This is a genomic window from Streptomyces sp. SID14515, from assembly GCF_010548505.1.
GTDB classification, from domain to species: Bacteria; Actinomycetota; Actinomycetes; order Streptomycetales; family Streptomycetaceae; genus Streptomyces; species Streptomyces caviscabies.
In genome coordinates, this window is record NZ_JAAGMH010000103.1 from 1 (window position 1) to 24,258 (window position 24,258).

At 72.6% G+C, this 24,258-nt stretch carries 20 protein-coding genes and 2 pseudogenes; 13 read left to right on the forward strand and 9 right to left on the reverse strand.

The genetic code is table 11. The features are described from left to right. The first annotated feature begins 166 nt into the window (after positions 1-166). Positions 167-1,993 carry a 5'-nucleotidase C-terminal domain-containing protein gene (locus G3I54_RS23085; RefSeq protein WP_164616782.1) on the forward strand — a complete coding sequence of 609 codons (1,827 nt, stop codon included), beginning with the start codon at positions 167-169 and terminating at the stop codon, positions 1,991-1,993. A gap of 109 nt (positions 1,994-2,102) precedes the next feature. On the opposite strand, the gene G3I54_RS23090 is transcribed toward G3I54_RS23085, so the two are convergent. Beyond that, positions 2,103-3,530 (reverse strand): SidA/IucD/PvdA family monooxygenase, encoded by a 1,428-nt coding sequence (locus tag G3I54_RS23090; RefSeq protein ID WP_164616783.1) that lies wholly within the window; start codon positions 3,528-3,530, stop codon positions 2,103-2,105. A 266-nt stretch (positions 3,531-3,796) separates the two neighbouring features. Continuing rightward, a pseudogene (locus G3I54_RS23095) lies at positions 3,797-5,167 on the reverse strand (aminotransferase class V-fold PLP-dependent enzyme); the annotation flags it as partial. 335 nt (positions 5,168-5,502) lie between these two features. On the opposite strand from G3I54_RS23095, the gene G3I54_RS23100 reads away from it, so the two are divergent. From G3I54_RS23100 to G3I54_RS23120, 5 genes are all read left to right on the forward strand, one after another. Beyond that, positions 5,503-5,844, forward strand: a complete 342-nt coding sequence (locus G3I54_RS23100; protein ID WP_164616785.1) for a metalloregulator ArsR/SmtB family transcription factor — start codon at positions 5,503-5,505, stop codon at positions 5,842-5,844. Positions 5,845-5,921: 77 nt separating this feature from the next. Continuing rightward, on the forward strand, positions 5,922-7,673 hold the full coding sequence (locus G3I54_RS23105) for a SulP family inorganic anion transporter (RefSeq protein ID WP_203687041.1): 1,752 nt from the start codon (positions 5,922-5,924) through the stop codon (positions 7,671-7,673). Next, on the forward strand, positions 7,670-8,122 hold the full coding sequence (locus G3I54_RS23110; protein WP_164616786.1) for an ATP-binding protein: 453 nt from the start codon (positions 7,670-7,672) through the stop codon (positions 8,120-8,122). Before G3I54_RS23105 ends, G3I54_RS23110 begins: the two co-directional genes overlap by 4 nt. A gap of 51 nt (positions 8,123-8,173) precedes the next feature. Continuing rightward, the gene (locus G3I54_RS23115) at positions 8,174-8,395 is read left to right on the forward strand and encodes an alkylphosphonate utilization protein (protein ID WP_031121993.1); all 222 of its coding nucleotides are present in this window, start codon (positions 8,174-8,176) and stop codon (positions 8,393-8,395) included. Between the two features lie 118 nt (positions 8,396-8,513). Next, the gene (locus G3I54_RS23120; protein ID WP_164616787.1) at positions 8,514-8,885 is read left to right on the forward strand and encodes a metalloregulator ArsR/SmtB family transcription factor; all 372 of its coding nucleotides are present in this window, start codon (positions 8,514-8,516) and stop codon (positions 8,883-8,885) included. A gap of 3 nt (positions 8,886-8,888) precedes the next feature. Here the strand turns inward: G3I54_RS23120 and pepN are convergent, their stop codons facing one another. The 3 genes from pepN to G3I54_RS23135 form a co-directional block, all read right to left on the reverse strand. Beyond that, positions 8,889-11,435 (reverse strand): aminopeptidase N, encoded by a 2,547-nt coding sequence (gene pepN / locus G3I54_RS23125; RefSeq protein WP_164616788.1) that lies wholly within the window; start codon positions 11,433-11,435, stop codon positions 8,889-8,891. Between the two features lie 226 nt (positions 11,436-11,661). Then, positions 11,662-12,057, reverse strand: coding sequence for a chorismate mutase (locus tag G3I54_RS23130; RefSeq protein WP_164616789.1), 396 nt, complete (start codon positions 12,055-12,057; stop codon positions 11,662-11,664). A gap of 25 nt (positions 12,058-12,082) precedes the next feature. Further along, positions 12,083-12,967 carry an AraC family transcriptional regulator gene (locus G3I54_RS23135; protein WP_164616790.1) on the reverse strand — a complete coding sequence of 295 codons (885 nt, stop codon included), beginning with the start codon at positions 12,965-12,967 and terminating at the stop codon, positions 12,083-12,085. A gap of 203 nt (positions 12,968-13,170) precedes the next feature. Here G3I54_RS23135 and G3I54_RS23140 point away from each other — a divergent pair, with 203 nt between their 5' ends. Next, positions 13,171-15,045, forward strand: coding sequence for a beta-galactosidase family protein (locus tag G3I54_RS23140; RefSeq protein ID WP_164616791.1), 1,875 nt, complete (start codon positions 13,171-13,173; stop codon positions 15,043-15,045). A 46-nt stretch (positions 15,046-15,091) separates the two neighbouring features. On the opposite strand, the gene G3I54_RS23145 is transcribed toward G3I54_RS23140, so the two are convergent. Continuing rightward, on the reverse strand, positions 15,092-15,862 hold the full coding sequence (locus tag G3I54_RS23145; RefSeq protein ID WP_137232610.1) for a serine protease: 771 nt from the start codon (positions 15,860-15,862) through the stop codon (positions 15,092-15,094). A 332-nt stretch (positions 15,863-16,194) separates the two neighbouring features. Here G3I54_RS23145 and G3I54_RS23150 point away from each other — a divergent pair, with 332 nt between their 5' ends. Both G3I54_RS23150 and G3I54_RS23155 read left to right on the forward strand, forming a co-directional pair. Beyond that, positions 16,195-17,097, forward strand: a complete 903-nt coding sequence (locus G3I54_RS23150; protein ID WP_164616792.1) for a hypothetical protein — start codon at positions 16,195-16,197, stop codon at positions 17,095-17,097. A gap of 38 nt (positions 17,098-17,135) precedes the next feature. Further along, a complete protein-coding gene (locus G3I54_RS23155) occupies positions 17,136-17,891 on the forward strand; it encodes an ankyrin repeat domain-containing protein (RefSeq protein ID WP_164616793.1) in 756 nt (251 codons plus the stop codon). Between the two features lie 26 nt (positions 17,892-17,917). On the opposite strand, the gene G3I54_RS39685 is transcribed toward G3I54_RS23155, so the two are convergent. The 3 genes and pseudogenes from G3I54_RS39685 to G3I54_RS23165 form a co-directional block, all read right to left on the reverse strand. Further along, positions 17,918-18,499: a GNAT family N-acetyltransferase gene (locus G3I54_RS39685; RefSeq protein WP_239144521.1), complete on the reverse strand. Its 582-nt coding sequence runs from the start codon at positions 18,497-18,499 to the stop codon at positions 17,918-17,920. A gap of 390 nt (positions 18,500-18,889) precedes the next feature. Beyond that, positions 18,890-19,180: pseudogene (locus G3I54_RS39690) on the reverse strand (VOC family protein); the annotation flags it as partial. Between the two features lie 123 nt (positions 19,181-19,303). Beyond that, positions 19,304-20,245, reverse strand: coding sequence for an SDR family oxidoreductase (locus G3I54_RS23165; RefSeq protein WP_164616795.1), 942 nt, complete (start codon positions 20,243-20,245; stop codon positions 19,304-19,306). A gap of 96 nt (positions 20,246-20,341) precedes the next feature. On the opposite strand from G3I54_RS23165, the gene G3I54_RS23170 reads away from it, so the two are divergent. From G3I54_RS23170 to G3I54_RS23185, 4 genes are read left to right on the forward strand one after another with little or no spacing between them, the layout of a single operon-like run. Beyond that, positions 20,342-21,091, forward strand: coding sequence for an enoyl-CoA hydratase family protein (locus G3I54_RS23170; protein WP_164616796.1), 750 nt, complete (start codon positions 20,342-20,344; stop codon positions 21,089-21,091). A 3-nt stretch (positions 21,092-21,094) separates the two neighbouring features. Beyond that, the gene (locus G3I54_RS23175) at positions 21,095-21,985 is read left to right on the forward strand and encodes a CoA-transferase (RefSeq protein WP_164616797.1); all 891 of its coding nucleotides are present in this window, start codon (positions 21,095-21,097) and stop codon (positions 21,983-21,985) included. After that, positions 21,982-22,743 carry a CoA-transferase gene (locus G3I54_RS23180; RefSeq protein WP_164616798.1) on the forward strand — a complete coding sequence of 254 codons (762 nt, stop codon included), beginning with the start codon at positions 21,982-21,984 and terminating at the stop codon, positions 22,741-22,743. The genes G3I54_RS23175 and G3I54_RS23180 overlap by 4 nt, the downstream gene beginning before the upstream one ends. Beyond that, positions 22,743-23,831, forward strand: a complete 1,089-nt coding sequence (locus G3I54_RS23185; protein WP_164616799.1) for a nitronate monooxygenase — start codon at positions 22,743-22,745, stop codon at positions 23,829-23,831. The genes G3I54_RS23180 and G3I54_RS23185 overlap by 1 nt, the downstream gene beginning before the upstream one ends. Positions 23,832-24,258 lie beyond the last annotated feature (427 nt).

Sequence of the window (24,258 nt, forward strand, 5' to 3'; positions counted from 1 at the left end):
GGGGTGGGGGTGGGGGTTTCGGTCATGTGTTCACTGTGGCACGGCGGGTGTCACCACGGGGTGTGTGTCGGGTGGTCATCAGATCGAAACCTGCGCGGGGTGTTGCGGGTGTGGGGTGCTGGGCCAGAATCTACGCGCGTTGCCCTACTGAACGAGGAGTGAAGAGATGCCGTTGAACCGTAGGACGTTTCTGGGCCGTTCGGCTGCCGCCGGTGCGGGTGTGGCGATGGCGGGCGGTGCGGTCGTCGGTTCGGCCGGTGCGGCGCAGGCGGCGGGGCATGGCCACGGGCATGGTCACGGGCGGCCTCCGAAGCGGTACTCGTTCACGGTGATGGGCACGACCGACCTGCACGGGAACGTCTTCAACTGGGACTACTTCACGGACAAGGAGTACGACGACTCGGCGCACAACGATGTCGGTCTGGCGAAGATCTCGACGCTGGTGGACCGGGTGCGCCGGGAGAAGGGTCGCCGGAACACGCTGCTGATCGACGCGGGTGACACGATCCAGGGCACGCAGTTGTCGTACTACTACGCGAAGGTGGACCCGATCACGGCTCGTCGTGGTCCGGTGCATCCGATGGCGCAGGCGATGAACGCGATCGGTTACGACGCGGCGGCGCTCGGGAATCACGAGTTCAATTACGGCATTCCGGTGCTGCGGAAATTCGAGGAGCAGTGCGATTTTCCGCTGCTGGGGGCGAATGCGCTGGATGCGAAGACGTTGCGGCCGGCGTTCGCCCCGTATGTCATCAAGCGGATGCACACGCCGTGCGGGCGTGATGTGCGGGTGGCGGTGCTGGGGCTGACGAACCCGGGTATCGCGATCTGGGACAAGGCGAATGTGGGCGGGAAGATGGTGTTCCCGGGTCTTGAGGAGCAGGCGGCGAAGTGGGTGCCGAAGCTGCGGTCGATGGGTGCGGACGTGGTGATCGTGTCGGCGCATTCGGGTTCTTCGGGCACGTCGTCGTGGGGTGATCAGTTGCCGTACGTGGAGAACGCGGCGGCGCTGGTGGCGGAGCAGGTGCCGGGGATCGACGCGATTCTGGTGGGGCACGCGCATGTGGAGATCGCCGAGCACTTCGTGACGAACAAGGAGACCGGGAAGCGGGTCGTGCTCTCGGAGCCGGCGAAGTGGGGGCAGCGGCTGACGCTGTTCGACTTCGATCTGGTGTGGGAGAAGGGCCGCTGGACGGTGGAGAAGGCCGGTTCGCGGGTGTTGAACTCCAACATCGTGCCGGAGGACCGGAAGGTGACGTCGCTGCTGCGGCGCGAGCACCGCAAGGTGGTGGAGTACGTCAACCAGGTGATCGGTACGTCGGTGGTGGCGATGTCGACGGCGGAGGCGCCGTGGAAGGACGAGCCGATCATCGATCTGATCAACCAGGTGCAGACGGAGACGGTGACGGCGGCGTTGGCGGGTGGTGAGTTCGCGGCGCTGCCGGTGTTGTCGCAGGCTTCGTGTTTCTCGCGGACGGCGGGGGTTCCGGCCGGTGATGTGACGATCAAGGACGCGGCGGGGCTGTATCCGTTCGAGAACACGTTGGAGGCGCGGCTGATCACGGGCGCCCAGTTGAAGGACTATCTGGAGTATTCGGCGCGGTATTACGTGCAGACGCCGGCGGGTGGTCCGGTGGACACGGCGAAGTTGACGAACGCGGACGGGATTCCGGACTACAACTACGACGCGGTGTCGGGCGTGACGTACGACGTCGATATCGCGAAGCCGGTGGGTTCGCGGATCGTGGGGTTGTCGTTCGAGGGGGCGGCGATCGATCCGGCGGCGCGGTTCGTGTTGGCGGTGAACAACTACCGGGCGAGTGGTGGGGGGAACTTCCCGCATGTGCCGGGTGCGCAGCAGGTGTGGGCGGATTCGGACGAGATCCGGAACACGATCATCGGGTGGGTGCGGGAGAAGGGGTCGGTGGATCCGGCGGCGTTCGCTTCGGTGGGGTGGCGGCTGACGCGTGAGGGGACGCCGGTGTTCCCGTGACTCCGGCGGTTCCACGAACGCCGGTGTTCCCGTAACTCCGTTTGGTGTGTTGTTCGTTCGGCCCGGGTCTCCTCTTCGGTGGGGGCCCGGGCCGTTCGTCGTCCTGGGGTCAGAGGGTTTGGCTGAGGGGGACGAGGGCGGAGGCCTGGGTGGGGATCGTGGGGGGTTGGGGGGTGAGGCCGAAGGTGGTGAAGGCGGTGCGTTCGGGGAGGGGGTAGGGGTTGGCGCCGGTGAGGTTGTTGAGGATGGTGGCGCTGCGCCAGGCGGCCAGTCCGAGGTCGGGGGCGCCGACTCCGTGGGTGTGGCGTTCGGCGTTCTGTACGTAGACGTGTCCGGTGACGGTGGGGTCGAGGATCAGGCGGTACTGGTCGTCGATGCGGGGGCGGTGGGAGGCGTCGCGGCTGAGGTAGGGGTCGAGGCCGCCGAGGAGGGCGTCGAGGGGGCGTTCGCGGTAGCCGGTGGCGAGGATGACGGCGTCGGTGGTGAGGCGGGTGCGGGTGCCTTGCTGGGTGTGTTCGAGGTGGAGTTCGACGCGGGTGTTGGCGAGGCGTCCCGCGGTGCGGACGTGGACGCCGGGGGTGAGGGTGGCGTCGGGCCAGCCGCCGTGGAGGGTGCGGCGGTAGAGCTCGTCGTGGATGGCGGCGATGGTGTCGGCGTCGATGCCTTTGTGGAGCTGCCATTGGCGGGGGACGAGTTCGTCGCGGGCGGATTCGGGGAGGGCGTGGAAGTAGCGGCTGTAGTCGGGGGTGAAGTGCTCCAGGCCGAGCTTGGAGTACTCCATGGGGGCGAAGGCCTGGGTGCGGGCGAGCCAGTGGATGTTCTCGGCGCCTTCGGGGCGGGCGCGGAGGAGGTCGAGGAAGATCTCGGCGCCGGACTGGCCGGATCCGATGACGGTGATGTGTCCGGCGGCGAGAAGTCGTTCGCGGTGGCGGAGGTAGTCGGCGGAGTGGAGTACGGGGACGGCTTCGGCTTCGGCGAGGGGTTTGAGGGGTTCGGGGACGAAGGGTTCGGTGCCGATGCCGAGGGCGATGTGGCGGGCGTAGGCGCGGCCGAGGGCTTCGGCTTCGCCGTCGCGGTCGAGTTGGGTGAAGTCGACTTCGAAGAGGGCGCGGTCGGTGTTCCAGCGGACGGCGTCGACCTGGTGGCCGAAGTGGAGTCCGGGGAGTTGTTCGCTGACCCAGCGGCAATAGGCGTCGTATTCGGCTCGTTGGATGTGGAAGCGCTCGGCGAAGTAGAAGGGGAAGAGCCGGTCGCGGGTGCGGAGGTAGTTGAGGAAGCTCCAGGGGCTGGCGGGGTCGGCGAGGGTGACGAGGTCGGCGAGGAAGGGGACTTGGAGGCTGGCGCCGTCGAGGAGGAGGCCGGGGTGCCAGTGGAAGGCGGGGCGTTGTTCGTAGAAGGTCGCGGCGAGGGGGCGGGGGTCGCCGGGGGTGGCGGGGATGTTGTGGGCGAGGGCGGCGAGGGAGAGGTTGAAGGGGCCGATGCCGATGCCGACGAGGTCGTGTGGCTGGTCGGGTGCGGGGGCGGGCCGGTCGGTCATCGCGGGGTGTCGCCTTCCGTGGGGTGAGGAGTGGGGTGGGTGGTGCCGGGGGTGCCGGGGGTGGCCGGTGGGTGGGTGAGGAGGTCGTCGGGGGTGGTGCCGGTGGGGAGGCCGGCCGGGGTGTCCGTGGCGGGGCCGGTGGTGGGGGTGGCCGGGGGGCCGGTCTGGAGGTCGGCCGGGAGGTCGGTGGGAAGGCCGGCCGGGGAGCCGGTCAGGAGGTCGGCCGGGGGGTCGGTCAGGAGGTCGGCCGGGGGGTCGGTCTGGAGGTCTGCGGTGGTGCTGGTGACGAGGTCCAGGAGTGCTTGGAGGTCGTCGGGGGTGGTGTGGGGGTTGAGGAGGGTGGCCTTGAGCCAGAGGCGGCCTTCGGCGTGGGCGCGGCCGAGGACGGCGTGGCCGCGTTGGAGGAGGGTGCGTCGGACGGTGGCGACGGTGTGGTCGTCGGTTCCGGTGGGGCGGAAGAGGACGGTGCTGATGGTGGGGCGGTCGTAGAGGTCGAGGGTGGGGGTTTTGGTGACGAGGTCGGCGAGGTGGTGGGCGGTGGCGACGGTGCGGTCGATGAGGTCGGCGAGTCCGGTGCGGCCGAGTGCCTGGAGGGTGACGGCGATCTTGAGGGCGTCGGGGCGGCGGGTGGTGCGCAGGGAGCGGCCGAGGAGGTCGGGGAGGCCGGCTTCGGTGTCGTCGTCGGCGTTGAGGTAGGGGGCGTGGTGGTGGAGGGGGGTGAGGTGGTGGCGTTCGGGTACGGCGAGGAGGCCGGCGGACGCGGGTTGCCAGCCGAGTTTGTGCAGGTCGAGGGTGACGCTGTGGGCGCGGTCGAGGCCGTGGAGGAGGGTGCGGTGGGTGGGGCTGAGGAGGAGGGGTCCGCCGTAGGCGGCGTCGATGTGGAGTTCGGCGCCGTGGGTGGTGCAGAGGTCGGCGATGGCGTCGAGGGGGTCGATCTCGCCGGTGTCGGTGGTTCCGGCGGTGGCGACGACGAGGAGGGGGCGGTGGAGTTCGGTGAGGGCTTCGTCGAGGGCGGCGAGGTCGAGGGTGCCGGTGGGGGCGGGGACGACGACGGGTTCGGGGAGGCCGAGGAGCCAGGCGGCGCGGGCGATGCTGTGGTGGGCGTTGGCGCCGCAGACGGTCTGTACGGGGCCGTGGCGTTCGCGGGCGAGGAGGAGGGCGAGTTGGTTGGCCTCGGTGCCGCCGGTGGTGATGACGGCGTCGGGTGAGGGGGTGTGGGGGTAGATCTCGGCGGCGAGGGCGCTGGTGAGGTCGGCTTCGAGGGCGGAGGCGGCGGGGGCCTGGTCCCAGGAGTCCATGGAGGGGTTGAGGGCGCTGGCGGCGAGGTCGGCGGCGGCCGCCAGGGCGAGGGGCGGGGTGTGGAGGTGGGCTGTGCAGTGGGGGTGGGCGGGGTCGGCGGCGCCTGCGGCGAGGGCGGTGACGAGGGTGCGCAGGGCTTGGTGTGCGCCGGTGCCGTGGTCGGGGATGAGGGGGTGGGTGGCGGTGCGGGTGCGGGGGGTGACGGTGTCGGGTCCGCCGGCGGGGAGGGGGCCGCCGCGGAGGGTCGCGCCGTCGTGGAGTGCGGTGAGGACGGTGTCGATGAGGGGGCGCAGCGCGTCGGGGCCTGCGGTGCCTCCGGCGAGGGGCGGGGTGGGCATGGGTGGGGTGGTCCTTCGGGGTGCGCGGGGGTGGACATGCCAGCTTGTCCCGGGTTTCGGGTGGCGCGGCCGAAGAGGTCAACGATCTGAACTCGAAAGGGGTACTGGCGGTCGGTGTGGCCGGGCCGGTGCGGGTCGGGGTGGTATGGGTGTGCGGGTGCTGGATGGGTGTGCGGGCGGGGTGGTCCCGCCTGGTATTGCCCAATGAGTGAATTGCGAAATTCTGCAATTCACTACATGCTGTGTGGGCCGTTCCGCCGTCGTACGCGGTTCACGGCCCCCGCTCGGCTCTCCCGCCCCGCGGCGGTGACGTACTGCCGAGGAGAGGCCCCGCCGTGCCGGTCCCCCTGTATCAGGCCAAGGCCGAGTTCTTCCGGATGCTCGGGCATCCGGTGCGTATCAGGGTCCTGGAGCTGCTCCAGGCGGGGCCGTTGCCGGTGCGGGATCTGCTGGCCGCGATCGAGGTGGAGCCCTCGGCGCTCTCGCAGCAGTTGGCGGTGTTGCGCCGGTCCGGCATCGTGACCGCGACCCGGGAGGGTTCCACGGTGGTGTACGAGTTGGCGGGCGGTGATGTCGCCGAGCTGATGCGGGCGGCGCGGCGGATCCTGACGGAGATGCTGTCCGACCGGGACGGGCTGCTCGCCGAGCTGCGGGAGGCCGAGGTGTCCGCGTCGTGAGCGGGTTCCCGGATGTGGCGGCGCGGGGCTGGGGGCGGGTGCGGGCGCTGCTGCCCGTGCGCCCCGACTTCGAGGCGATGACCCGTGCTCCGCGCCGTGATCTGCTGGCCGGTCTGACGGTGGCGATCGTGGCGTTGCCGCTCGCGCTCGGTTTCGGGGTGGCGTCGGGGCTGGGCGCGGAGGCGGGGCTCGCGACCGCGGTGGTGGCGGGGGCGCTGGCCGCGGTGTTCGGCGGGTCGAACCTCCAGGTGTCGGGCCCGACCGGGGCGATGACGGTGGTCCTGGTGCCGATCGTCGCGGAGTACGGTCCGGGCGGGGTGCTGACGGTCGGGCTGATGGCGGGCGGCCTGCTGATCGTGCTGGCGCTGCTGCGGGCGGGCCGGTCGATGCGGTACGTCCCGGCGCCGGTGGTGGAGGGGTTCACCTTCGGCATCGCGTGTGTGATCGCTCTCCAGCAGATCCCGAACGCCCTGGGGGTGGCCGCCCCGGAGGGCGACAAGGTGCTGGTGGTGGCGTGGCGGGCGGTCGAGGAGTTCGCGGGCGGCCCGAACTGGACCGCGCTCGCGATCACTCTCGGGGTGGCGGGGCTGATGCTGGCGGGGGCGCGGCTGCGTCCGGGGGTGCCGTTCTCGGTGGTGGCGGTGGTCGTGGCGACGCTGGCGGCGCAGGTGTTCCACCTGGCCGGGGCGACGCCGATCGGTGCGCTGCCGGCCGGTCTTCCGGCGCCTTCGCTCGGGTTCCTGGATCTGTCGGCGGTGGGTTCGCTGCTGGCTCCGGCGGTCGCGGTGGCGGCGCTGGCGGCGTTGGAGTCGCTGCTGTCGGCGACGGTGGCCGACGGGATGACGACGGGCCAGAAGCATGATCCGGACCGGGAGTTGTTCGGGCAGGGCATCGCGAATCTGGCCGCGCCGTTGTTCGGCGGGGTGCCCGCGACGGCGGCCATCGCGCGGACGGCGGTCAATGTGCGTACGGGTGCGGGTTCGCGGCTGGCGGCGCTGACGCATGCCGCGGTGCTGGCGGTGATCGTGTTCGCGGCGGCTCCGCTGGTGTCGCGGATCCCGCTCGCCGCGCTGGCCGGGGTGCTGCTGGCCACGGCGGTGCGGATGGTCGAGGTGGGGGCGTTGCGGGCGATGGCGCGGGCGACGCGGTCGGATGCGGTGGTGCTGGTGCTGACCGCGGTGGCGACCCTGGTGCTGGATCTGGTGCTGGCGGTCGTGATCGGGCTGGCGGTGGCCGGGGTGCTGGCCCTGCGCGCGGTCGCGGCCGAGGCGCGGCTGGAGCGGATGGATCCGTACGACGGCGACGTGCCGGGCCTGCCGGGCTCGGAGACGTACGGCGGTGGCAGTGGCGGCGATAGCGAGACCGAGACCGAGCATGCCGGGGCGGCCGGGCAGGTGGTGGCGTACCGGGTCGAGGGGCCGTTGTTCTTCGCCGCGGCGCACCGTTCGCTGCTGGAGCTCGGCGAGATCTCCGGCGTACGCGTGGTGATCCTGCGCATGTGCCGGGTGACCACGGTGGACGCCACCGGTGCGTTGGCGTTGAAGGACACCGTGCACCGGTTGAACGGGCGGGGCATCGTGGTGCTGGCCTCCGGGATCCGGCCCGGTCAGCGGCGGGCGCTGGAGTCGGTGGGGGCGCTGGAGCTGCTGCGGCGGGAGGGGCGTGAGTACGCCACGGCGTCCGAGGCGTTCGGCGGGGCCCGGGAGCGGCTGGCGGCGGCCGGGGCGGTGGTGGCGCGGGATGACGGGGCGGGGGCGGCCGGGGTGGTGCCGGCCCGGGGCGGCCGGGCGGCGTCGGTGGCGGTTCCGGCCGAGGAGGCGGCCCGATGATCACGCCTCCGGACACCTTGCCGTACCGGCATGTGCTGACGCTGCCCACGCTGGGGTCGGCCGTGCGCATCACCCGGGAGACCGCCGAGCAGGTGCTCGCGGAGTGGGGGGTGGCGGCGCAGGATCCGTGCCGGGATCCGGCGCTGCTGATCGTCAGCGAGCTGGTGACCAACAGTGTGCGGCACGCGGCGGTGCTCTCGCCGAATGTGACGGTGGTGTTCGCCGGGGGCCCCGACACGTTCGCGTTCGGCGTGCACGACCGTCATCCGTACCGGCCCGCGCTGTTCGCGTCCGCCGGCATAGCGCCGGGGCGGGGGCTGGCGACCGTGATGGAGCTGACCCATGGCCTGGGCGGCAGCGCGGTGGTGCGGGGCGATGTCGACGAGGGCGGCAAGAGCATATGGATCACTCTTCCGCTGCGGCGGAGCGGAAGGTCGCACGATCGTTGAGAGGTGTCCGGTGCAAGAGCTGTACCGGGTGGAGAAGGGCAGGAACGCGCCATGAGCGACATCGTCGTGAAGGACAGCAACGGGACCGTGCTGGCGGACGGTGACTCCGTGACCACGGTCAAGGACTTGAAGGTGAAGGGCACGTCGGAGACGCTCAAGCGCGGCACGCTGGTGAAGAACATCCGGCTCACCGGGCGCGCCGGTGAGATCGAGTGCAACACGAAGAAGGTCAAGGGGCTCGTGCTGAGGACCGAGTTCCTGAAGAAGGCCTGACCCGGCCGGTCCCCGGGTTCATCCTCGTGGTGCGAAGGCGCGAGGATGAACCCATGGAGAAGAGTTCTGGTCAGGTGTGGTGCGGCGGTTTCCCGCCGTGCGGAACGGGGCCCCGCCGGTGAGTACGCCGCTGTACCGCTTGAAGGCGGAGTTCTTCAAGACGCTGGGGCACCCGGTGCGGATCAGGGTGCTCGAACTGCTCAGTGAACGCGAGCACGCGGTGTCGGAGATGCTGAACGAGGTGGGGGTCGAGGCCGCCCATCTCTCGCAGCAGCTGGCCGTGCTGCGCCGCGCCGGTCTGGTGACGGCCCGGCGGGAGGGCTCGGCGGTCCATTACACGCTGGCCGACCCGGGGGTGGCGGAGCTGCTGCGGGTGGCGCGGACGATCCTGACCGGGGTGCTGTCGGGCCAGGCGGATCTGCTCGCCGACCTGCGGGCGGGGGGCGACGGCCCGGACGATGGCCGTCCGGGCCGTGCAGGAACCCTGTAGACGTCAGCCGGAAGCGGCCGTCCGTACGGCGAGGGCGCGGCGGAGGTCGTCGAGCTGGTCGACGAGCTTGCGGCGCAGGGCCGGGATGAGGGCCGGGTCCTCCAGGGCGCGGGTGCCGGTGGCGAGGCTCTCGGGATCGACGGCGTACGCGGGGAAGGCGTAGCGTCCGGCGGCCTCGGCGATGGCGGGGCCGCGGCGGGCGGCGAGTGCGGTGGCTTCCGGGTAGAAGCGGGGCACGTACGCGGCGAGGAGCTCTTCCTGGCCGGGCTGCCAGAAGCCCTGGGCGGTGGCGGTGAAGAGGTAGTTGGACAGGGTGTCGTCGGTGAACAGGGCGTCCCAGGCGGCTGCCTTGGCCTCGGGGGTGGGCAGGGCGGCCCGGCAGCGGGCGGCGCCTTCGCGGCCGGTGGCGCTGGGGTCGGCTTCGAGCGCTGCGGCGATGGTGGTCTCGTCGGTGGCGCCGAGGACGGCGAGCCGGGTGAGGATGCGCCAGCGCAGCTCGGGGTCGAGCTCGGGCCCGCCGTGGACGGTGCCTTCGTCGAGCCAGGTGCGCAGGGTGTCGGGCTGGGTGGCGGCGTCGATGAAGTGGCGTACGGCGATGAGGCGCAGGCCGGGGTTGGAGCCGTCCTCGGTGCGGCGGATGAGGTCGCGGCAGAGGTCGGTGAGGGTGGCGAGGGCGGCCGGGCGGTTCTCGGGGGCGGTGTAGCGGGCGGCGATCTGTCCGGCGGCGAAGGTGAGGACGCCCTGGACGAGGGCGAGATCGCTCTCGTGCGGGAGGTGGGTGCGGGCGGTCGCGAGGTAGGTGGCCGGGTCGAGGTCGCCGTCGCGGACCATGTCGCGGGCGGTGTTCCAGAGGACGGCCCGGGTGAGGGCGTCGGGGATGCCGGAGAGGCCGGTCAGGACGGTGGCCCAGGAGGCGGCGTCCAGGCGGACCTTGGCGTAGGTGAGGTCGCCGTCGTTGAGGACGACGAGGGCGGGGCGGCGGCCGGGGCGGATCGTGGGCGTGCCGTCGCCGGGTACGTCGATCTCGAAGCGGTCGCGCAGCGCGAGGTGGCCGGGGCCGGCCTGGGTGTTGAGGGCGTGGTCGTAGGCGCCGACGGTGATCCGGTGGGGGCGGGCGCCGTCGTGGTTGACGGTGAGGGACCAGTACTGGCCGTTGCCGTTCGGTGCGGTGGGGACGGCGGCGGGCTCGGGGGCGCCGATCTCGGCGGTGAGGGTGTCGATGCCGGTGGTGCGCAGCCACTGTTCGGCCCAGGCGTGGACGTCGCGGTCGGTGGCGGAGGCCAGGTTGTCGATGAAGTCGGCGAGGGTGGCGTTGCCGAACTTGTGGCGGGCGAAGTGGGCGTTGATGCCGGCCAGGAAGTCCTTCTCGCCGAGCCAGGCGACCAGTTGACGCAGGGCGGAGGCGCCCTTGGCGTAGCTGATGCCGTCGAAGTTGAGGAGGGCGGACGCGGTGTCGGGGACGGCGTCGGGGTCGGGGGCGACGGGGTGGGTGGAGGGGCGCTGGTCGGCGTCGTAGCCCCAGCCCTTGCGGGCGACGCCGAAGTCGACCCAGGTGTCGGTGAAGTGCGTGGCTTCGGTGAGCGTCTGGTAGCCCATGTACTCGGCGAAGGACTCGTTCAGCCAGATGTCGTCCCACCAGGTCAGCGTGACGAGGTCGCCGAACCACATGTGGGCCATCTCGTGGGCGATGACCATGGCGCGGGTCTGGCGCTCGGTGTCGGTGACGGCGGAGCGGTAGACGAACTCGTCGCGGAAGGTGACGAGTCCGGGGTTCTCCATGGCGCCGGCGTTGAACTCGGGGACGAAGGCCTGGTCGTAGGAGTCGAACGGGTAGGGCTCGTCGAACTTCTCGTGGTAGCGGTCGTAGCAGGCGCGGGTGATGTCGAGGATCTCGTCGGCGTCGGCGTCGAGGTGGGGCGCCAGCGAGCGGCGGCAGTGGATGCCGAAGGGCAGTCCGGCGTGCTCGGTGGTGATCGAGTGCCAGGGGCCTGCGGCGATGGCGACGAGGTAGGTGGAGATGAGGGGCGTGGGGGCGATGGTCCAGCGCCCCTCCCCCGTGTGCTCGGCGACGCCGTTGCCGAGGACGGTCCAGCCTTCGGGGGCGGTGACGTCGATGGCGAAGACGGACTTGAGGTCGGGCTGGTCGAAGGCGGCGAAGACGCGCTGGACGTCCTCCATGAACAGCTGGGTGTAGAGGTAGGTCTCGCCGTCGGTGGGGTCGGTGAAGCGGTGCATGCCCTCGCCGGTGCGGGAGTAGTGCATCGCGGCGTCGATGTGCAGCTCGTGGGGGCCCGCGGTGAGTCCGGTGAGGGGGTAGCGGTTGCCGTCGAGAAGGGCGGGGTCCAGGGGTTGTCCGTCGAGGCTGATCGAGCGCAGGGTGGCCGGCTTGACCTCGACGAAGGTGTCTCCGGCCGCGCGGGCGGTGAACCGGACGGCGGTACGGGAGTCGAAGGTCTCCTCGCCGGTGGTGAGGTCGAGGGCGATCGTGTACCGCTCCACGTCGAGGATCTGGGCTCGGGTCTGCGCTTCGTCGCGCGTCAGTACGGACATGGCCCCATGCTGCCGTACGGGGGACGGCGGGCGCAGCGGGGTTCTCCCTGGGCGGACGGACGCGTGGGCGGGCGGGGGCGGTCCGGGACGGGGTCGGTCCGGGCGGGGCGCGGATCTCGCGGGGCGCGGGCCGGGGCGGGTCTCGCTGGAAGGGTCTCGCCGTGGGCGGGCGGGTGGCGCGCGGGCGCGGATCTCGCGGGGCGCGTCCCCTGTGCCGGCCGGCCGGTCAGGCTCCGGCGGCGGTGCCCGTCGTGCCCGTGGTGGCCGCCGCGTCCGTCGTGCCCGCGGCCCGGCCGCCGCCCCCGTCGGCGTTCTCCGCCTCGTCGGCGATGCGCTCGTGGTGGCGGATCACCTCGGCGATGATGAAGTTCAGCAGCTTCTCGGCGAACGCCGGGTCCAGGTTCGCGCTCTGCGCCAGCTGCCGGAGCCGGGCGATCTGGCGGGTCTCGCGGGCGGGGTCGGCGGGCGGCAGCTTGTGGTCCGCCTTGAGGCGGCCGACCTGCTGGGTGGCCTTGAAGCGCTCGGCCAGCATGTGGACGACGGCGGCGTCGATGTTGTCGATGCTCTCGCGCAGCCGGTTCAGCTCGGCCTGGACGGAGGGGTCGATTTCGCTCGTACTCATGGTCAGCGAGCTTAGACGGCCGTGGTCAGGTGGTGATCGTCGGTGGGTCGTCCGGATCCGGCACCTGGTCGCTCCAGCCGCCGGGCACGCTGCGGCCCTGCTGTTCGCGGAAGCGGACGGGGGCGGTGCCGACCCGGCGGGCGAAGAGCCGGGAGAAGTAGGCGGGGTCGTCGTAGCCGACGCGACGGGCCACGGCGGCGACCGGGAGGTCGGTGGCGGCGAGGAGTTCCTTGGCCCGGCCGAGGCGGATGCCGAGCAGGTAGTCCTTGGGGCTGCAGCCGGCTCCGCGCCGTACGGCGGTGCGCAGTTCGGCGGGGGTCATGCCGTGCCGGGAGGCGTGCTCGGCGACGGTGAGCGGCTGGTACGCGTCGCGGGCCAGCGCCTGGAGCACCGGGTCGCCGTCAGGGCCGATGTCGGCGCGGGCCCGGCGCAGCGAGACGAGGAGTTCGTGGACGGCCGCCCCGGTCTCCACCTCCAGGAGGGGGTTGCCGCGCCGGGCGGCGCGCACGATGCGGCCGACGGCGGCGCGCGGGGCGGCGGTGTCGGAGAGCGGGACGAGGGGGCGGTCGGGCTCGATGTAGCCGAGTTCGGTGTACGTGGCGGTGGCGGGGCCGGTGAAGTCGACGAAGCTCTCGTCCCAGCCGGTGCCGGGGTCGGCGCCGTAGTGGTGAGGGGTGCCGGGGGTCAGCCAGATGAGGCTGGGGCCGGTGACGGGGGTGCGGCGGCCGTCGGGGCCCTTGAACCAGCCGGTGCCGGAGTTGACGACCACGGCGACGTGGTGGTCGAGGGTGCGGGGTCCGACGGTGGGCAGGGCCCCGTGCTGGAGGCCGACGCCGAGGCAGACGAGGCCCAGGCGGTGGTGGAGCGGGCTCGGCGTGAAGAAGCGCATCCAGGTGTGGTAGGTCGGCATCTCGCTCCTCCTTTCCGCGCACGGTGTCCTGCGCGTCGCGTCCGATGTCCTGCGCATGGTGTCCGGTCGGTTGTGTCCGGTCAGTTGCGTCCAATCAGCAGCGATCTTTGTCCATGGACCCGGTGCGCGCCAGAGGTGAAGGTGGTCGGACCAATTCACCGGAGGGCCGCCGCGGCGGCCGAGCACAGGAGCGTACGAGCGCGATGACCGACTTCACCGTGGGGGACGACTGCTTCCGGTTCGACGGGAAGCCCGTACGGCTGCTGTCGGGCGCCCTGCACTACTTCCGGGTGCACGAGGAGCAGTGGGAGCACCGGCTGGCGATGCTCGCCGCGATGGGGCTGAACTGCGTCGAGACGTACGTACCGTGGAATCTGCACGAGCCCCGGGAGGGCGAGGTGCGGGACGTGGGGGCGCTCGGGCGGTTCCTGGACGCGGTGGAGCGGGCGGGGCTGTGGGCCATCGTGCGGCCGGGGCCGTACATCTGCGCCGAGTGGGAGAACGGCGGCCTTCCGGTGTGGGTGACGGGCCGGTTCGGGCGGCGGGTGCGGACCCGGGACGCGGAGTACCGGGCGGTGGTGGAGCGGTGGTTCCGGCAGCTGCTGCCGCAGGTGGTGCGACGGCAGATCGGCCGGGGCGGGCCGGTGGTCCTCGTACAGGCGGAGAACGAGTACGGGAGTTACGGCACCGACGCCGCGTATCTGGAGTGGCTGGCCGGGCTGTTGCGGCGGTGCGGGGTGACGGTTCCGCTGTTCACGTCGGACGGCCCGGAGGACCACATGCTGACCGGTGGTTCGGTGCCGGGTCTCCTCGCGACGGCGAACTTCGGTTCGGGGGCGCGGGAGGGCTTCGAGGTGCTGCGCCGGCATCAGCCGAAGGGCCCGTTGATGTGCATGGAGTTCTGGTGCGGCTGGTTCGACCACTGGGGGGCCGAACCCGTCGTACGGGATGCGGGGCAGGCGGCCGGGGCGCTGCGGGAGATCCTGGAGTGCGGGGCGTCGGTGAACATCTACATGGCGCACGGCGGGACGAACTTCGCGGGCTGGGCGGGGGCGAACCGGTCCGGACCCTTGCAGGACGGGGTGTTCGAGCCGACGGTGACCTCGTACGACTACGACGCGCCGGTCGACGAGTACGGGCGGGCCACGGAGAAGTTCTGGCTGTTCCGGGAGGTCCTGGAGAAGTACGCCGAGGGGCCGTTGCCCGCGCTGCCGCCGGAGCCGGCCGGGCTCGCCACGCCGGTGCGGGTGGAGCTGGACGAGTGGGCCGGGCTCGGGGACGTACTGGAGGCGCTGGGCGATCCGGAGACGCCGGAGTCGGGGGTGCCGCCGACCTTCGAGGAGCTGGGCGTGGACCGGGGCCTGGTGCGCTACCGGGTGGCGGTGCCGGGGCCGCGCCAGGCGTATCCGCTGGGCGCCTCGGGGCTGCGGGACCGGGCGGTGGTGTACGTGGACGGGGTGCGGGCCGGAGTGCTGACCGAGGAGTCCGGGCCGCTGCCGGAGCCGGTGGCGGGTCCGGCGGAGGTCGAGCTGTGGGTGGAGTCGCTGGGCCGGGTCAACTACGGGCCGCGGCTGGGCGAGCCGAAGGGCGTCACGGGCGGGGTGCTGCACGAGCGGCAGTATCTGCACGGGGTACGGGCCCGGGCGCTGCGGCTGGACGCCTTCGAGGCGGCGGACGCGGTGGCGGCGGTCCCGTTCGGTCCGGTGGAGGCCGCCGCGAAGGCGGGCGAGGCGGGGCGGACGGGCCTGTTCCGGGGGACGTTCACGGCCGGGGGCGGAGGCGAGGCGGGCGCATCGGGCGGCTCAGGCGCATCAGGTGTCCCGAACGTGCCGGGTGTCGATCACGCCGGCCTCGAACTGCCCGGCTGGACACGCGGGTTCGTCTGGGTGAACGGCTTCTGCCTGGGCCGGTACTGGTCGGCGGGCCCGCAACGGACCCTGTACGTGCCGGGTCCGGTGCTCCGCGAGGGCGTCAACGAGGTGTGGGTGCTGGAGCTGGAGGACGCGGGCGAGCCGCGGGTGGAACTGGGTCCGGGAGCGCCCGTACGTACGGGCGCTCCCGGGATGGTTCAGCCGTGATCACCGGCCGGACGTGCGGTGACCGGCGGCCGGGCTCCGAGCGAGGTCAGAGCGAGTCGGCCGCGGAGGCGATGTCGCCGGCGAAGTGCGAGACCTGGGCGTAGACGCCCGGGTAGTCGGGGCGGGCGCAGCCCTGGCCCCAGCTGACGATGCCGACCTGGACCCACTCGTCGGAGTCGTCCTTGCGGAACATCGGGCCGCCGGAGTCGCCCTGGCAGCTGTCGACGCCGCCGGTGCCGAGGAGACCGGCGCAGATCTCCTCGTCGGCGACGAGGTCGCCGCCGTAGGCGGACGAGCAGTCGGCGTCGGAGACGAAGGGCACGTCGGCCTTCAGCAGGTGGCGCTGCTGGCTGCCGCCCTCACGGTCGGCGCCCCAGCCCGCGACGGTGAAGGTGCCCTCGTCGTAGGTGTCGTCGGTGGCGATCTTCAGGGTGGGCTGGTCGATCGGCTGGGCGAGCTTGATCAGCGCCCAGTCCTTGCCGGTGCCGTTGTAGCCGGGGGCCTGGAGGACCTTGGTGGACTGGACCTCGACGGCGTCGGGCGACTGGAGGTCGGCGACCCCGCCGGTGACGGTGATCGAGGTGTCGTCGCCCGAACCGTCCACGCAGTGGGCGGCGGTGAGGACGATGTCCTGCGCGTAGAGCGCACCGCCGCAGCCCATGGAGAGCCGGACCATGAAGGGGAACTCGCCCTGTTCGGCGCGTTCTCCGCCGACGATCGGCTGGGGGGCCGCGGCGGCGGGCTGGAGGCTGACGGTCGCGAGGGCGACGGCGGCTATGGCGACGGAACACCTTTTCAGCACGCTCAGAAGCTTCACGGAGGCCTTCTTTCGTGGGGGGATTTCGTGTGGGGGGTTGCTGTGGGAGGTTGCGCTGCTGCGTTGTGGTGCAGGAGTCCTGGTACGCGGGTTTCCGGTACGCGGGGATTCCGGTGCTGCTGTGGGGTTGCGCGGTCCGGCACGCACGTCCCGACCGGGGTGACGGCCTCCGGCACCGAAGCCGAATTAGTCATGTACCCGACAAGAACGATCCGATTATCGGTGCCGGGTGACCGCTGCCACAAGGCGCACTTTTCAGCCAAGATCATCGGTAGGTTTCCGCCCCGGCATACAGTGGAGGTCCGTCGACCGTCACGGATGGGGGTTCCGACGTGGCGAACGGCCCTCCGGGCGCACCCGTCGTCCATGGCTTTCCGCATCTGGACACGGTCCGCTCCGCCATCACCGCGCTCTACCGCCGGCTCTCCGCGGACGGCGTCCACGCCTATGTCGGCAGCCTCCCGCCCGCCGACGCCGCGTTCGCGGACCAGGACGATCTGCACCTGGGAGCCCAGCGGGTGGCGCGTTCCCTGGTCCAGCACCTCCATCTGCCCGAGGCCCGCATGATCGTCGGCTTCCGGGCGATGGAGCACGCGGCGAGCGTGGAACTCACCGCGGGCCCCGAGTACTTCATCGAGCTCAACGACCGCTTCCGCACCCACCGCAGGGACATCGGGGCGGCGCTCGCGCACGAGGTCACCCATGTGCTGCTGCACCGGCTCGGCCTGGAGTTCCCCGGGACCCGCGCCAACGAGATCCTGACCGACACCACCACGGCCTACCTCGGCGCGGGCTGGCTGCTGCTGGACGCGTTCCGGGAGGACGCCACCTCCCGTCAGAAGCTGGGCTACCTCACCCCGGAGGAGTTCGGATACGTCCTGGCCAAGCGGGCGTTCGCCTTCGACGAGGACCCCTCGCCGTGGTTCACCAGCCCCCAGGCGTACACCGCGTACACCAAGGGCCGGGAGCGGGCGCTGCAGGATCTGCGCCGGCCGCCGCTGACCGCCGCCGGCTGGGCGGGCCGCCGCCGCTACGCCAAGGACCGCCAATACGCCCAGGACCACCCCGGCGTCGCCCCGGACCCGAACGTTCCGTACGCCTTCGAGACCGGCGACCGCGGTCTGCGCGTCTCCTTCCCCTGCCCCACCTGCCACCAGCGCATCCGGGTGCCCGTCCGGGGCCGGTTCACCGCGCGCTGCGGGCTGTGCCGGACCGCCCTGGAGTGCGACACCTGAGCAGGGGTGTTGTCAGCGGTCCACCGTAGGATCGAAGCATGACGAACGAGCCGATCAGGGACGAACCATGCCTGTTCGACGCGCTGTACGAGGACGAGAACGCGGTCGTACGGGCACTGCGCGCGGGCGCGCGGGCCGAGTCGAGCGACGAGGAGGGCACGACGGCGCTGTATCTGGCGTCGGTCCAGGACCGCCTGGAAGCGGTACGCCTGCTGCTCGCCGCCGGGGCCGACCCCGACCGGGCGAGCGGCCCCGGGGCGAGCGACCTGCCGCTGTGCGGGGCGGCGTGCGGCGGGCACACCGAGGTGGTGGAGGCGCTGCTGTCCGCCGGGGCCCGGCCGGATCTGCGTGAGGAGTTCGGCTTCACGGCGCTGCGGTGGGCGGTCGGCCTGGGGCACTCCGCGACGGTGGAGCTGCTCCTCGCCCGTGGCGCGGACCCGTTGCTGCCGGGCCCGCAGGGGGAGGCGATGCTGGTGCTGGCGGCCCAGCGCGGATCCCTGCGGACCGTACGGGCGCTGCTCGCGCACGGCGCGGGGGCAGCGGGGCAGGAGCCCGCGGTCGCCCTGGCGCTGGCCGAGGCGCGGCGCATCGCCGGACTCGATCCGGAGCGGGAGCTGCTGCGGCGGCTGGAGGAGATGTACGGCTCCGGCATCGAGACGGTGACGCTCCACGACCGGCGGGACGGCGAGGAGACGGTGGCGGTGGAGCTGCTCCGGGACGGGGTGCCGTCGGCGGGCGTGGACCAGCACCTGGGGCACGGCGAGATCGCGGCCCTGCTGGCGCAGCCGGCGTAGTCGCCCGCCGCCCCGACCCCTGTCGGCTATCGGCCGCGCTCCCAGGCCTCACGGGTGAGTACGTACTCGACCTCGCCGTGTTCGGAGCCCTCGATGGCCTCCGGCCAGTCCTCGGTGTAGGCCCGCAGGAAGGTCAGTCCCGTCTTCTCCATCACGCGCCGGGATCCGGTGTTGACCGCCATGGTGTTGGCGGTGACCCGCCGGACCCCCAGGTCGGTGAACCCCTTGTCGACCAGGGCCCGCGCGCCCTCGGTGGCGTAACCACGGCCCCAGGCCGCCCGGTTCAGCCGGTAGCCGAGCTCGGCGACGGCGGGGTCGTGGTCGTCCGGCGGCCGGAGTTCGAACCAGCCGAGAAAGGCTCCGGTGTCCTTCCGCTGCGCGGCCCAGTAGCCGCGGGTGCCGGTGCACGGGTGGTCGTGGAGGAGCCTCGGCAGGGTCCGGTCGCGGATGTCCTCGGGGCTGGTGGGCCGGCCGCCGTTGATGTAGCGCATGACGGCGGGGTCGTTGTCGAGGGCGAGCAGGTCGGGGGCGTCGGCGACGGTGACCGGGCGCAGGACGAGCCGGTCGGTCTCCAGGAAGACGGGCGGACGGCGATCCTCCTGAACCAGGAACGTCAGCCCTTCCGGGCTGCGCAGCCGCACGACACAACGGCCGTCCTCCCCGGGAAGGGTGACGGGTTCCTGCCCGTGGGCGCGGGCGCGCCGGATCACGCCGTCCAGGTCGTCCACCCCGATGGCCAGCTCCCACCGCGGCGCGGAGTCGGTGGCGGCCGGGCCGGGTGCGGCTTCGCGGAAGGCCGCCCGGCCCAGCGGCGCGCCCATCGTGGCGGCGTAGAACCGCCGGGCCCGCTCGGGGTCTTCGCCGGCCAGGACCATGTGGCGGGGTGTGCCCTCGGCCGTGGCCGATGCCGGCCACCCGGCGAACCCCTGCGGCTGCCAGAGGGAGAAGGCCGCGCCCACCGGGTCGATCAGCGTGGCGATCCGGCCCTGGTCCCCCGCGTCGAAGGGCGGGACGACGATCCGCGCTCCGTTCCCGACCGCCACAGCCGTACGGTGGTCCACGTCGTCGGCCGCGAGGTAGTAGGCGATGTGCGGTGGCGTTCCGGGCGGATACACGGGCTGGGCGAGGTCGCTCACCCCGCCGATCCGGGCGCCTCCGGCGGAGATCTTGACGGCCCGGCGCCAGTCCTCCTCGTCCACGGCGAAGTCCCAGCCCAGCACCGAGGAGAAGAAGGCGGCGGTGCCGGACGGGTCGTGGGTCTTGAGGTCCATCCAGCAGAACTCGTTCATCGGTTCGGGCCCTGTTCCTGTCGCCGTGTCGTCGTATCGCCGTGTGCTGCGAGGGTGTCCGGTACAGGACAGCCCCCGCAAGCGGGTTTCCCGGCACGGACGGCGGGCCCCGCGCCATCCCCCTCAGGACGCCCCGTAGACCCGCCCCGGCTCCGCCGCCTCCGCCAGCAGTCGGCGCACCGTCTCGCCCGCCTCGACCGGTGATCTGCGCGCGCCCCGGTCGTCGGTGGGGCCGGGGCGCCAGCCCTCCATGACGGTGATGCGGCCCGCCTCGGCCTCGAAGACGCGGCCCGTCACCCCGTCGCTGGCGGCGGAGCCGAGCCAGACGACGAGGGGCGAGACGTTCGCGGGGGCCATCGCGTCGAACTTCCCCTCCCCCGGGGCCGCCATCGTCTCGGCGAACGTCTGCTCGGTCATCCGGGTCCGGGCGGCCGGGGCGAGGGCGTTGACCTGGACTCCGTACCGGCCCAGTTCGGCCGCCGCGACCAGGGTCAGGGCGACGATCCCGGCCTTGGCCGCCGCGTAGTTGCCCTGGCCGACGCTGCCGAGGAGGCCGGCCCCGGAGCTGGTGTTGATCACCCGGGCGACCGGCGGGCGGCCCGCCCTGGCCTCGGCCCGCCAGTGGGCGGCGGCGTGCTTCAGGGGCAGGAAGTGGCCTCTGAGGTGGACGCGCATCACCGCGTCCCAGTCGTCCTCGTCCAGGTTGACGAGCATCCGGTCCCGCAGGAAGCCCGCGTTGTTGACGAGGGTGTCGAGGCGGCCGAAGGCGTCCAGGGCGGTGGTGACGAGGGAGGCCGCGCCCTCGGCGGTGGCGATGTCACCGCCGTGGACGACGGCTTCGCCGCCCGCCGCCACGATCTCCTCGACGGCCGCACGGGCCGGGCCGCCGGAGCCCCCGCCCCCGTCCGGTCCGACGCCGAGGTCGTTGACGACGACCCGCGCCCCTTCGGCGGCGAAGGCCAGCGCGTGGGCCCGTCCGAGCCCCCGCCCGGCACCGGTGACGGCGACGACCCGACCCGCGCAGAGTCCGGCACGGTGCGCGGTGGATGCGGTGGGTGCGGTCATCTCATCTCCCTGGAATGCGGGCCTGGTTGGCGGGCGGGGGTGCGACTGCTACCGTCCACCTAACAAATGTTTGGTGGAAAGGTAGCTGATCCTCCGATGAGTGTCTCCACCGCGTCGCCCCCCGGGAACGACGGCGTCCGCGTCGTCACCGTCGACCGTCCGCCCGTCAACGCGCTGCCCGTGCAGGGCTGGTACGACCTGGCCGACGCCGTCCGGGCGGCGGGCCGTGACCCGGAGGTGCGCTGCGTCGTCCTGGCCGCCGCCGGGCGCGGCTTCAACGCGGGCGTCGACATCAAGGAGTTGCAGCGCGATCCGGGGCACGAGGCCCTGATCGGCGCCAACCGGGGCTGCGCCGAGGCGTTCGCGGCGGTGTACGCGTGCGAGGTCCCGGTCGTCGCGGCGGTGCGGGGCTTCTGTCTGGGCGGCGGCATCGGCCTCGTCGGGAACGCCGACGCGATCGTCGCGAGCGAGGACGCGGTATTCGGTCTGCCGGAGCTGGACCGGGGTGCGCTCGGCGCCGCGACCCATCTCGCCCGACTGGTTCCGCAGCACCTGATGCGCACGCTGTACTACACCTCGCGCACGGTCACGGCCGCCGAACTGCTCGCCCACGGATCGGTCTGGCGGGTGGTTCCGGGCACGCGACTGATGGCCGCCGCCCTGGAGTTGGCGGATGAGATCGCCGCCAAGGACGGCCATCTGCTGCGGCTGGCCAAGGCCGCGCTCAACGGCATCGACCCCGTCGACGTACAGCGCAGCTACCGCTTCGAGCAGGGATTCACCTTCGAGGCGAACCTCGCCGGGACCGCCGCCCGGGTCCGCGACACCTTCGGCAAGGAGGCCTGAACCGTGACCGATTCCCCGCAGGGGCGCGACAAGACGATGACGCCCGAGGAGGTCGTCGACCGGCTGAGCAGCGGCATGACGATCGGGATCGGCGGCTGGGGCTCACGCCGCAAGCCGATGGCGCTGGTCCGGGCGCTGCTGCGGTCACCGGTCACCGATCTCACGGTGATCTCCTACGGCGGCCCGGACGTCGGGCTGTTGGCGGCGGCGGGGCGCGTCCGTCGCCTGGTCACGGCGTTCGTGACGCTCGACTCGATCCCGCTGGAGCCGCACTACCGGGCGGCCCGGCAGCGCGGGGCGTTCGCGCTGACGGAGATCGACGAGGCGATGTTCATGTGGGGGCTGCACGCGGCGGCGAACCGGCTGCCGTTCCTGCCGGTGCGCGCGGGCATCGGCTCGGACGTGATGCGGGTCAACCCCGAGCTGCGCACGGTGACTTCGCCGTACGAGGACGGCGAGGAGTTCGTGGCGGCGCCCGCCCTGCGGATGGACGCGGCGCTGGTCCACCTCAACCGGGCGGACCGGCTCGGCAACGGCCAATACCTGGGCCCCGAACCGTACTTCGACGACCTGTTCTGCGAGGCGGCCGACGCCGCGTACGTCTCCTGCGAACGCCTCGTGAGCACCGGTGAGTTGACGGAGGGCGGGCGGGCCCTGTCGACGCTCCTCGTCCAACGGCACTCCGTCACCGGTGTCGTGGAGACGCCGGGCGGGGCGCACTTCACCTCCTGCGTCCCCGACCACCCGCGCGACGAGCCGTTTCAGAAGGCGTACGCGACCGCGGCGGCCGACCCCGTCGCCTGGGCCGAGTTCGAGGCCCGCTTCCTGCCGCCGGACGGCGACGAGAAGGGCTACCGGCAGGCGGTCCGCACCTGGCACGAGGAGCAGCGATGAACGCACCCGGCGGCGAGGCCACCACGGCGACCGCGACCCGTGCCGAGTACTGCGTGATCGCCTGCGCGGAAGCCTGGCGGGGCGACGGCGAGATCCTGGCCAGTCCGATGGGCGCGGTGCCGTCCGTCGGCGCGCGGCTGGCCCGGCTGACCTTCGCCCCCGACCTGCTGCTCACGGACGGCGAGGCGACGCTCGTCGGCCCGGACGGCGAGCCGGAGGGCTGGCTCCCGTACCGCAGGCATCTGGCCCTGGTGACCGGGGGGCGGCGGCACGTGATGATGGGCGCGAGCCAGATCGACCGCTTCGGCAACCAGAACATCTCCTGCATCGGCGACTGGGAGCAACCGACCCGCCAGCTCCTGGGCGTACGCGGAGCACCGGTCAACACCCTGAACAACCCGGTGAGTTACTGGATCCCCCGGCACTCGCCCCGGGTCTTCGTCGAGCGCGTCGACATGGTCTGCGGGGTCGGCCACGACCGGGCGCAAGCAGCCGGCCCCTCGGCCACCCGCTTCCACCGCATCCCGCGGGTCGTCAGCGATCTCGGGGTCTTCGACTTCGCGACGCCGGACCGTTCGATGCGGCTGGCTTCGCTGCACCCCGGCGTCACGGTCGAGAGGGTCCGCGAGGCGACGGGTTTCGCGCTCATCATCCCCGCCGACGTCCCGTACACCCGCGACCCCTCCCCCGCCGAACTCGCCCTGATCCGCGAGGTCATCGACCCGGCCGGCACCCGGGACCGGGAGGTCAGGGCCTGATGCGTACCGCCCTGACCGACCTCGTCGGCGTACGGCACCCGATCGTGCAGACCGGGATGGGCTGGGTGGCGGGGCCCCGCCTGGTCACCGCGACCGCGCGGGCCGGGGCGCTGGGCATCCTGGCCTCGGCGACCATGTCACCGGACCGACTGCGTTCGGCCGTACGGGAGGTGAGGTCCCGGACGGACGCGCCGTTCGGGGTGAATCTACGGGCGGACGCGGGCGATGCCCGGGAGCGGGTACGGATCATCGTCGAGGAGGGCGTGCGGGTGGCGTCGTTCGCGCTCGCCCCGTCGAGGGAGCTGATCGCGGAGCTGAAGGACGCGGGCGTGGTCGTCGTCCCGTCGGTGGGGGCCCGGCGGCACGCGGAGAAGGTCGCGGCGTGGGGCGCGGACGCGGTGATCGTGCAGGGCGGCGAGGGCGGCGGCCACACCGGCGAGGTCGCCACCACGGTGCTGCTGCCGCAGGTCGTCGACGCGGTGGACATCCCGGTGGTCGCGGCGGGCGGCTTCCACGACGGCCGGGGCCTGGTGGCGGCGCTGGCGTACGGGGCGGCGGGCGTCGCGATGGGCACCCGGTTCCTGCTGACCTCGGACTCCACGGTCCCGGACGCTGTGAAGGCCCGCTACCTGGCGGCGACCGCCGAGGACATCACGCTGACGCGGGCCGTGGACGGGCTGCCGCACCGGATGCTCCGTACGGAGATGGTGGCGGAGCTGGAGGGCTCGGGCCGACCGAGTTCGCTGTACCGGGCGTTGCGCCGGGCGGCCGGCTTCCGCAGGATCTCGGGCCTGAGCTGGCCGGGCATGGTCCGTGACGGCCTGGCGATGCGGCACGGCAAGGAGCTGAGCTGGAGCCAGGTGCTGATGGCGGCGAACGCGCCGATGCTGCTGCGGGCGTCGATGGTGGAGGGCCGCACGGACCTCGGCATCATGGCCTCGGGCCAGGTTGCGGCCCTGATCGAGGACCTGCCGAGCGTGGCGGAACTGGTGTCCCGGATCCTGGCAGAGGCGGACGGGGCCTTGGCGGCGCTGGGCCACGCACCCGGCGACGACCGGGCCGCCACACCCAGCCCGTCCGGCGATTGAGGACATCTTGCGCCGAGGCCGAGGACCGGGCGGCCGATTCCAGCCCGTCCGGCGCTTGAGGACAAGCCTCGGCCCACATCGGCCCGCGCCCGGCGACAGGCCGCCCTATCAAGCCCGTCCGGCGATTGAGGACAGTGCCCCGGTCCGGGGCTTTCGGGGCTCTGCCCCGGACCCCGGTCCTCAATCGCCGGACGGCTTGAAATGTGGCCCCGGTCCTCGCCCACCCGGCGGCTTGAAGTGTGGCCCCGGTTCTCAGTCGCCGGACGGCTGGTGGTGTGACCCGGTCCTCAATCGCCGGGCCGCTTGAAGTGTGGCCCTACGCCGCCCGGCGGCCACGGGCAGGCGCACCCGAGCGGCCCGTGCTCCCGGCGCGCCCCGCACCGCCACCGGAACGTGCGCCCTGAGCGCCGCCCCCGGCACCGGCCCC